We start from the raw sequence: 6,924 nt of genomic DNA, 5'->3' as shown, positions 1-6,924 counted from the left end.
ACCAGGCGAGAGCAGAGCTGGGATGGGGGAGAGGAAGGCGCAGCAGGAGCTGGCCGTGGCGGGACTCCCAGAGCAGGAGGGCATGCCCAGAATGGGACAAGGAGGCGATGAGGGAGCCGTCGGGGGAGAGAGAGGAGGGAGAGGGATGGTCAGGGAGGCGGGAGAGGAGCTGGCCGGAGAAGGGGTCCCAGAGGTGGCCGGAGCTGGAGAGGAGGAGGGAACCGTCGGAGGACCAGGTCAGATGTGAGGAGGCGGGAGCGGGCCAGGAGCGGAGGAGGGAGCGGGAGGAGAGATCCCAGAGCTGGATCTGATCGGAGATAGTGGAGAGGGCGAGAAGGGGGGCGTTGGGAGCCCAGGCGAAGGAGGTAATACCGGAGGCCTGAGGGCCGTAGTAGCGGAAGAGGGGTTGGAGCATGGGAAAGACCTCCTTTCGTGTGAACAGGGTGAGCGGAGAGAGGGTGAGCAAGAGAGCTGGCGAGAGACAGGATAGGGCAATGAGTGGGGGAAGTCAAGAGGGGGAGGCGAGGAGAGAGGAGACGGGCCAGAGGTCGACGGAGAAAGGGGAGAGGGAGGCGAGGAGGGAGCCGTCGGGGGACCAGGCGCAGGGGGAGGAGGCAGGGAGGAAGAGGAGAGGGAGGCCGGAGCGGACGGAGCGGATTTCGAGGCCGTGGGGGCCGTCGAAGGCGAGGAGGGAGCCGTCGGGGGACCAGACGGGGGGGAGGGAAGAGTGGCAGGGCCAGCGCTGGAGGAGGCGGCCCGAGGAGGGGTCCCAGAGGTGCAGAGAGGCGGTGTTAGGATCGTAGAAATCGCTGTCTGAGACGGAGGCAATCAGGGAGCCGTCGGGAGACCAGGAGACAGAGAGAATATCGTAGTTATGGCCAGAGTAGTGCAGGAGGGGCTGGAAAGAGTCAGCCGACCAGATAGAGATCGTGGGGGGGAATAGATCGGAGGAGGCAGTAACAGCGAGGCGAGAGCCGTCAGGAGACCAGGAGAGCGAGGGGGACCAGCACTCGTGCTCGAAGGGCTTGGTGAGGAGTGTCTGTCCAGTGGAAGGGTTCCAGAGATGGATCAGGCCATCGTCGTCGGCAGAGGCGATGCGGGAACCGTCGGGGGACCAGGCAAGGGAGACGACGTCGGCAGTATGGGCGGTATAGCGGCGGAGGAGCTGGCCCGATGAAGTGTGCCAGATGGCGACAGTATTGTCCTTGGAGGCGGAAGCGAGGAGAGAGCCATCGGGGGAGCAGGCGAGAGCAGTAATCGGCTCTGTGTGGGCACGTAGGCGGAGGAACAGCTCGCCAGAGGAGGGGAGCCAGAGATGGAGGAAGCCAGCTTCATCTGCAGACGCGATGAGGGAGCTGTCGGGCAGCCAGAGGGCAGTAGTAGGATAGCCGCCGTGACTAGGGAAGTGGAGTATGGGCAGACCAGTGGGGAGGTGCCAGACGATAGCTGAGCGGTCGCCGTAGATGACGGCGATGTGCGAACTGTCGGAAGACCAGATAAGGGTATGGACGGGGGAACGTTGCTCAGGCAGGCGGAGCAGGGTTTGGTCGGTCTGGGGCTGCCAAAGGTGGACGGTGCCGGTTTGATCGCCAGCAGCGAGAAGGGAGCCATCAGGGGACCAGGCGAGGGCAGAGATGGGAGAGGGAGTGAAAGTACGGGGAGGAAAGTGATGGAGGAGGTGGCCGGAGGAGGGGAGCCAGAGGAGGAGGTGGCCGTGGCTATCGCCAGCAGCGAGAAGGGAGCCATCGGGAGACCAGGCGAGGGCAGAGATGGGAGAGGGAGTGAAGGTACGGGGAGGAAGGTGATGGAGGAGGTGGCCGGAGGAGGGGAGCCAGAGGAGGAGGTGGCCGTGGCTATCGGCGGAAGCGAGGAGAGAGCCATCGGGAGACCAGGCGAGAGCGGAGGGAGAGCCGACGTGGTCGGTGAGGCGGCGGAGGAGCTGACCGGAGGGGATCAGCCAGAGGAGAATGGCTCCGTAAGGGTAATTGAGGGAGATATAGGAGGCCAGAAACGAGCTGTCGGGGGACCAGGCGAGGCTATGCACGGGGCTAGGGTGTGGAAGACGCTGGAGGAAGAAACCACGGTGACTATCCTGCAATAGAATAGCAGTCCTGGAAGGAGCGGCGATGAAGGTACCATTGGGAGAGAGAGTTGCTCGGTGGCCAGGACAGCGGAAAAGAAGCTGGCCGGAGAGGGGGTTCCAGAGGTGGCCGGAGCTGGAGAGGAGGAGGGAACCGTCGGAGGACCAAGTCAGATGTGAGGAGGCGGGAGCGGGCCAGGAGCGCAGGAGGGAGCGGGAGGAGAGGTCCCAGAGCTGGATCTGATCGGAGATAGTGGAGAGGGCGAGAAGGGGAGCATTGGGAGCCCAGGCGAAGGAGGTGATGCCTTCAGAGGAGTGACCGTAATAGCGCAGCTTTGGTTGGAGCAAGACAGTGACCTCCTTTGAGACTCTGAGTGACAGAAAGGAGATTCATAGAGCAGACAGTCCCTGAGATCAAGCAGACGAAAGAAGTCAAAGACCGACTCATAATGCTGATAGAAGACAAAAGCATCATCTAGCAAACGCAGCGGCACGCGATCCGCCTGCCGCTGCAAGGGCAAGAGCGTATCAATCGAGATCGCCAGCTCGCTCAGCAGGCCACTGTGACGAGTCAGTGCCTTCTCCGGCGTCGCCCGACGCCTCAGAGCCTGCTCAAGCTCTTGCTCTATAAAGGTCACAAAGCACTTCCCCGTAGGCTCCCAGGCACTTGGCTTGTCGGCCAGACGCTGCCAGCTAGAGACAGGCGGATCATCTCCCTCACCGCTTCGGAAGAAAGCAAAGCGGTCATAGCCCGCGCGCCAGAAGATCAGTGCGTCTGGCGGCAGTGCGTCCACCAGCGTCGGCAGCCGCAGCGACTCTCGCTCCACAAGATTACCGCACGCCCAGCGCTGATTGAATTCAACCTGCGAGCGCGAGCCCAGAGCTAAGAGACATCAAACGACTGGCTCCCCGATTCAGCTCAGCGCTGCGCCAAAGGCACTTCGATTAACAGAGGACGAGCCTCCTCCAGCGGCAAGGCCAGCCGCGCGCGCAGCAACCGGGCCAGCTCCTCGGGAGCCTCGACGCGCTGGCCTTCAACATGGAAGGCTCGGGCCAGGGTCACAAAATCGGGTGGCTCCAGGGTTGTCGCGATGCTGCGTCCGGGGAAGCGCTGCAGCTGATCGTTCTTTACCGCCGTGTAGCTGGCATCATTGAAGACAATGGTCACCACCGGAATGCGCTCCTGCGCTGCCGTGGCCAGCTCGCCCACATTCTGCAGAAAGCCCCCGTCGCCGCAAAGAGCCACCACTGGACGCTGGGACGCGGCCAGCTGAGCCCCTAAAGCCAGCGGCAGGCCCGTCCCAATGGAACACAGCTCAGAGGCATGAATGAAGCTGCGCGGCTCGTAGACCGGAAAGGTTTGAGCGGCAGCATAGCCAGCCATTGTCATATCGGCCACCACGATCCCCTCGCGCGGTAGGGCTGTCCGCAGGGCCTCCAGCCAGGGCATAACCTCACCGTAGATCCGCTGTGCTCGCTCGCCCAAAGCAGCGCGCACGGCGGCCACCTCCTCGCGACGATCCTCGTACTGTCCTGCTGTCCTTTCCTCCAGTCCCGCCAGGAGGGCGCTCAGGGCCAGGCGCGCATCGGCGACCAGGGCGACGCTGGCCGGATAGCGCCGGCCAATCTCATCGGCATCGATATCGATGTGGATCAGCTTCTCCGGCAGAGGCAGACGGCCCGTCTCTGCCTGCCCACTCCGGCTACGCTCCAGAGCTGGCAATGTTGTGCGCTGCATCCCCAGCTTGCTGCCAACGACCAGCGCCAGGTCGGAGCGGCTCAGCAGTGGACCAAGCGTGCGCGACGGGGCGCCGCGCGTGGTGATGACCAGCGGGTGATCGTTGGGCAAGACATCGTGGCTCTTGCCTCCAAGCAAGACCGGAGCCTGCAGCAGCTCGGCAAGGCGCAGCAGCTCATGGTTTGCCCCAGCCGCGGTCACTCCGGCCCCAGCGATAATCACAGGTCGGCGTGCCGTGCGCAGCAACTCCAGTGCTGCCTGAACACTCTCTTCAGCGGGTGCCTGTGCCGGCTCTTGACCCTCCTCCAGGGCGGGCAGCGGCATGGTCTCCTGAGCTTCAAGCACATCGAGCGGAATCTGAAGGAAAGCGCCGCGGGGCCGGCTCGTGCGCATCTGACGCAGGGCCTCAGCGATGACCTCCGGAATCTCTGCCACCCGCTGCACCTCATGGCTCCAGCCAACCAGGGCCTGCGCCAGCCCAAGCTGGTCCTTAAGCTCATGCAAACGGCCCCAGGAGCGACCGCCAGTCTCACCCGGCAGGCTGGTGGCAATGACCAGCAGCGGTAGCGAATCGGCATAGGCATCGGCCAGCGGCGTGGCAATATTGGTCACGCCCGGTCCCGTGATGACCAGGGCTACGCCAGGGCGCCCGGCGATACGCGCATAGCCATCGGCCATGTAACCCGCACCCTGCTCGTGGCGTGCCAGGACGTGACGTATCCCCGGCTCATCGTAGAGGGCGTCGTAGATCGGCAGGTTATGTACTCCCGGAATGCCAAAAACGACCTCGATATGGTGGGCGCGCAGGCTGGCTACCACTGCCTGCCCGCCGGTCAAAGAGACACTGTGCTGCATTGCTCCCTTGTTGCTCCTTGGTGATCTTTCCCTTGCGCTCGGCTGGACTCAGCCGCCAGTGCTCCTTCCGGCGACTTGGGTCGGGCCTTCCTTCTCTCTCTGGCCTCCTTGCCCGATGGCGAGCGAGCGAACGAGCGGGTGAGGTGAGAGCAGGTCACCGCTGCGCTGCGCTGCTTTCACCTCATGCCCAGGCCACTCTGCTTTTATCATAGTACAGGCCGTTCCCTTACGCCAGACTGGCCGGGCCCTGTCCTTCCGGGAGAGAAAGGCACAATAGGCAGACCCTGCTTGATAGACTATAATGAGCAGCAAGCTGCCGCCTTCCGCTGCGTCTATCTACATCAGAAGAGGTCTAGTTGTCCTGAACGTTCCTTCCAGGGAAAGGAAGGAGGGGACCAGCATGAGCAGACGCCTGGCCCAAGTGGGCTTCCTGCTCCTGTTTATCGCTATCCTCTGTTGGCTCTGCTATCAGGCGAGCGGCTCCGCTCAGCTGACCGCTTTCCTCGGGCTTGTCCTTGGCGTCATAGGGGTTGTCCTGCAGTTTCACGAGGCGCGCATGGGCTTCATTCGGTTGCTGAAAGCTCTTGGCGAGGATCTGGCTGCGCTAGTGGCGAAGACGCGCTTCTGGGTGATGCTCACGTGCGTGCTCTTGCTGGTCTTTCTCGGTTGGAATATCATACCGCGCGTCTGGCCTCACATCCCCTCGGCGACGAGCTGCAGCCTGCCACGCAACAACCTGGCCTCCTCGGCCTATCTTGGCATGACGAAGGCTCCCAATGGAGAACTGATCGGCATCAGCGATGGCTCCGCGGTCTTAGACACCAGTTTGCCCGACCTGGAGCGCAAGCAGGAGGCGGCGCAGCAATATAGTGCCGGCAACCTGTCTGAGGCGCAGTCGCTCTGGCAAAGCGCCACCGAGCAAGTGACAAACGATGCTGAAGCGCGCATCTACGCAGAAAACGTTGCCGTTGAGCAGAGTGGCCTGCCGACCATCACCCTGGTGGTCGCCACGCGCTTCACTCCGCAGTATATCGGAGGAGCGCGAGATCTTTTACAAGGAGCCTATATCGGCCAACGCATCTTTAATGATACTCACACACTACGAATGCGCCTCCTGCTAGCCAACGCTGGCAGTGGCGGAGCGGCTCAGGTCACCTGTCAGATCATTCAGGCTGCGGCGGCCTCCGAGGGCAGTGCGCCCATTGTGGGAATCATTGGGTGGGAGCTGAGCCAGGATGTCAGCGAAAGCGTGACCCTGGTTGATCAGGCCCATCTACCGATGCTCTCGCCGACCGCCTCCGGCAATGATCTGCGCAACCTGCCCTACTTCGCGCGCATTGCTCCACCGGACGCTCTCCAGGGTGAGGATGCCGCTCTCTACGCGCGACAGACACTGGAGGCCCGGCGGGTTGCTCTCTTCGAAGACCCGCGCGACAAGTACAGTCAGAGCCTGGCCGCCTCCTTTCGTCTGGCCTTCGAAGATGCCAGCCATCAGATCACAGCTACTGAAGAGTATCAGGTTGGTCGGCCTGGCAACCTGCCCCATCTCCTGCAGGAGGCCCTGCGTAGTCAGCCGGACCTGATCTACTTCGCGGGCTATTCTGCCGATGTCAGCAAGCTGCTGGAGGCATTGCCGCCCTGCCAGCCGTTGGCGGCCCTGGCGACGACCGCCTGTCCATTGGTGCTGGGAGGTGACGCCCTCTACATTTATGGGAACTACGCCCAGGAGGCGCGGCCCTCCTTTCGCAGCGGGCGTCTCTACTTTACGGCCTTTGCCTTTCCCGATGAATGGCAGGGGCGTTCCCTGCCGCAAATGGAGACCTTCCTGCAGACCTATGCGGCCAGCTTCGGGCCGACGCCGCCGGGCCGTGGTCCTTATGGCTACACCCGGCCTGATGCCGATAGCATGCTGACCTATGATGCCGTCTCCGTCCTGGCGGAAGCCTGTGCTCGCCTGTTCCAGCAGCGTCAGCCATTAACGGGGGTGCGCGTGCGGCAGGCCCTGCTGCAGATTACCGGCAAGCAAGCCTGGCAAGGAATCACAGGGACCATTGCTTTTGGCAGCGACGGCAATGTCCTGAACAAGCCGGTGCTCTTGCTCCACCTGGACCAAGCGGGTCATACCCAGATTGAACAGGTCTGGGGCTGTCTGCTCAAAGAACGATGCTGAGGCAGAGGATGGATGGTGGTCAGTGCTATCGGTGACGACCCCTATCATTGTTACTGCTTGTCTCGTCTCAGCTCCTTCTTG

At 62.8% G+C, this 6,924-nt stretch carries 3 protein-coding genes and 1 pseudogene; 1 reads left to right on the top strand and 3 read right to left on the bottom strand.

The window, feature by feature from the left end; translation table 11 throughout:
* The 3 genes and pseudogenes from BGC09_RS18530 to BGC09_RS18510 all read right to left on the bottom strand — a co-directional run.
* Nucleotides 1-415: pseudogene (locus tag BGC09_RS18530) on the bottom strand (hypothetical protein); the annotation flags it as partial.
* A gap of 93 nt (nucleotides 416-508) precedes the next feature.
* Entirely contained in the window at nucleotides 509-2,428 is a 1,920-nt protein-coding gene (locus BGC09_RS22325; protein ID WP_084659101.1) for a WD40 repeat domain-containing protein, read from the bottom strand.
* 571 nt (nucleotides 2,429-2,999) lie between these two features.
* Entirely contained in the window at nucleotides 3,000-4,673 is a 1,674-nt protein-coding gene (locus BGC09_RS18510) for a thiamine pyrophosphate-binding protein (protein WP_069805711.1), read from the bottom strand.
* Nucleotides 4,674-5,073: 400 nt separating this feature from the next.
* On the opposite strand from BGC09_RS18510, the gene BGC09_RS18505 reads away from it, so the two are divergent.
* Complete coding sequence (locus BGC09_RS18505; RefSeq protein ID WP_069805710.1) at nucleotides 5,074-6,843, top strand: type 1 periplasmic-binding domain-containing protein; 1,770 nt, start codon at nucleotides 5,074-5,076, stop codon at nucleotides 6,841-6,843.
* Nucleotides 6,844-6,924 lie beyond the last annotated feature (81 nt).

It is taken from the genome of Thermogemmatispora onikobensis (assembly GCF_001748285.1).
GTDB lineage: Bacteria > Chloroflexota > Ktedonobacteria > Ktedonobacterales > Ktedonobacteraceae > Thermogemmatispora > Thermogemmatispora onikobensis.
The sequence above is the reverse complement of the archived record's forward strand: the minus strand, read 5'-3'. Positions and strand labels throughout refer to the sequence as shown.

What these genes read in the sequence shown, in the direction of transcription:
- BGC09_RS18510 (WP_069805711.1), bottom strand. Translation starts at nt 4,673, where the DNA reads ATGCAGCACAGTGTCTCTTTGACCGGCGGGCAGGCAGTGGTAGCCAGC.
- BGC09_RS18505 (WP_069805710.1), top strand. Translation starts at nt 5,074, where the DNA reads ATGAGCAGACGCCTGGCCCAAGTGGGCTTCCTGCTCCTGTTTATCGCT.